The 2,388-nt window shown below is 64.7% G+C and carries 1 protein-coding gene and 1 pseudogene; both read left to right on the top strand.

The window, feature by feature from the left end; genetic code table 11:
• Positions 1 to 1,208: pseudogene (gene sucA / locus JOZ76_RS13010) on the top strand (2-oxoglutarate dehydrogenase E1 component); the annotation flags it as partial.
• 173 nt (positions 1,209 to 1,381) lie between these two features.
• Positions 1,382 to 2,388, top strand: a 1,007-nt coding sequence (gene odhB / locus JOZ76_RS13005; protein WP_291699031.1) for a 2-oxoglutarate dehydrogenase complex dihydrolipoyllysine-residue succinyltransferase, incomplete at its 3' end; no start/stop codon positions are given.

Genomic DNA, 2,388 nt, shown 5'->3' with positions numbered 1-2,388 from the left:
GCCGCGGCGATACCGGCCTGCCCAAGGAAACCTTGCTGAAGATCGGCCAGGCGCTGACCACAGCGCCCGAAGGCTTCAACCTGCACAAGACCATCGCCCGCCAGCTCGAGGCCAAGGCCAAGATGTTCGAGACCGGCGAAGGCTTCGACTGGGCCACGGCCGAGGCGCTGGCCTTCGGCACCCTGCTGGACGAAGGCTTCTATGTCCGCCTGTCGGGCCAGGATTCCACCCGCGGCACCTTCAGCCAGCGCCATGCCGCCCTGGTGGATCAGGAAAGCGAGGAACGCTATCTGCCCCTCAACCATATCCGCGAAGGCCAGGGCGATTTCGAAGTGGTGGATACGCTTCTGTCGGAAGAAGCGGTGCTGGGCTTTGAATATGGCTATACCCTGGCCGAGCCCAAGGCTTTGGTCCTGTGGGAAGCCCAGTTCGGCGATTTCGCCAACGGCGCGCAGGTGCTGTTCGACCAGTTCATCTCCTCCGGCGAGCGCAAATGGCTGCGCATGTCCGGGCTCGTCTGCATGCTGCCGCATGGCTATGAGGGGCAGGGGCCGGAGCATTCCTCGGCACGGCTCGAACGCTATCTGCAGATGTGCGCCGAGGACAACATGCAGGTGGTCTATCCGACCACGCCGGCCAACTACTTCCACGTGCTGCGCCGGCAGCTGCATCGCGAGATCCGCAAGCCGCTGATCATGATGACGCCGAAGTCGCTGCTGCGCCACAAGCGGGCGGTGTCGCGGCTCGACGAACTCGGCAGGGACACGACCTTCCACCGCATCCTCTATGATGACGCCCAGATGCTGCCGAACGAGAAGATCAAGCTCGTCCCCGACGACAAAATCCGCCGGCTCGTGCTGTGCTCGGGCAAGGTTTATTACGACCTCTACGACGAGCGGGAAAAGCGCGACCTCGACGACGTCTACCTGATGCGGATCGAGCAGCTCTATCCGGTGCCGCTGAAGGCGCTGGTCGCCGAGCTCTCGCGCTTCAAGAACGCCGAGGTGGTGTGGTGCCAGGAAGAGCCGCGCAACATGGGTGCGTGGCATTTCATCGAGCCCTATCTCGAATGGGTGCTGAATCAGACCAATGCAAAGAACAGGCGGCCGCGCTACGCCGGTCGTGCGGCGTCTGCGGCGACCGCGACCGGCTTGATGTCGAAGCATCTTGCGCAGCTCAAGGCGTTGCTCGACGAGGCGTTGAATTAGAAACGATCCTGTCATGCCCCGCGCAAGCGGGGCATCCAGTACGCCGCGCCGTCAGTCGTAAACCACGATCGTCCCGGAGTACTGGATCGCCCGCTCCAGGAGCGCAATTGCGCTCAAGGCGGGCGATGACGAGCAAAGATTTATGACCGCGAAGGCCATGGGGGAAATACATCATGACTGAAATTCGTGTCCCGACGCTGGGTGAATCCGTCACCGAGGCCACCATTGGCCGCTGGTTCAAGAAGGCCGGCGAAGCGGTCGCGGTGGACGAGCCGCTGGTCGAGCTCGAGACCGACAAGGTCACCATTGAGGTGCCGGCCCCGTCAGCCGGGACGCTCGGCGAAATCATTGCCAAGGACGGGGAGACCGTCGCCGTCGGCGCGCTGCTCGGTCAGATCAATGACGGCGCGGCGGCCGCCAGGCCGGCGCCGGCAGCGGCAGCAAAATCCGCTGCTCCCGCCGCGCCGCCACCGGTGTCGTTCGCGCCCGCACCGGCAGCCCAGAAAGCGCCGCCGCCCGACGCGCCGCTGGCGCCCTCGGTGCGCAAGCTTTCTGCCGAAAGCGGCGTCGATGCCACGACCGTGCCGGGCTCGGGCAGAGATGGCCGCGTCACCAAGGGCGACATGCTGGCCGCGATCGAGAAGGCAGCCGCGGCCCCGATGCCAGTCAATCAGCCGGCGGCTGCCGTGCAGGTGCGGGCGCCCTCGCCCGCCGATGATGCCGCGCGCGAGGAGCGCGTGAAGATGACGCGGCTGCGCCAGACCATCGCGCGGCGCCTCAAGGAAGTGCAAAACACCGCCGCGATGCTGACGACCTTCAACGAGGTCGACATGACCCACATCATGGCGATGCGCGCGCAGTACAAGGACGTGTTCGAGAAGAAGCACGCCATCAAGCTCGGCTTCATGGGCTTCTTCACCAAGGCCTGCGTGCAGGCTTTGAAGGACATTCCCGCGGTCAATGCCGAGATGGACGGCACCGACCTGATCTACAAGAACTACTACCACATCGGGGTTGCCGTCGGCACCGACCGCGGCCTGGTGGTGCCCGTGGTGCGCGACTGCGATCACAAGACGATCGCCGAGATCGAGAAACAGATTGCCGATTACGGCCGCCGCGCCCGCGACGGTCAGCTCAAGATCGAGGAGATGCAGGGCGGCACCTTCACCATCACCAATGG

This window comes from Bradyrhizobium sp. (assembly GCF_019244115.1).
In the GTDB taxonomy this organism is placed as follows: Bacteria; Pseudomonadota; Alphaproteobacteria; order Rhizobiales; family Xanthobacteraceae; genus Bradyrhizobium.
Note: the sequence above shows the minus strand (reverse complement) of the source record. Positions and strands in the feature narration are given on the sequence as shown.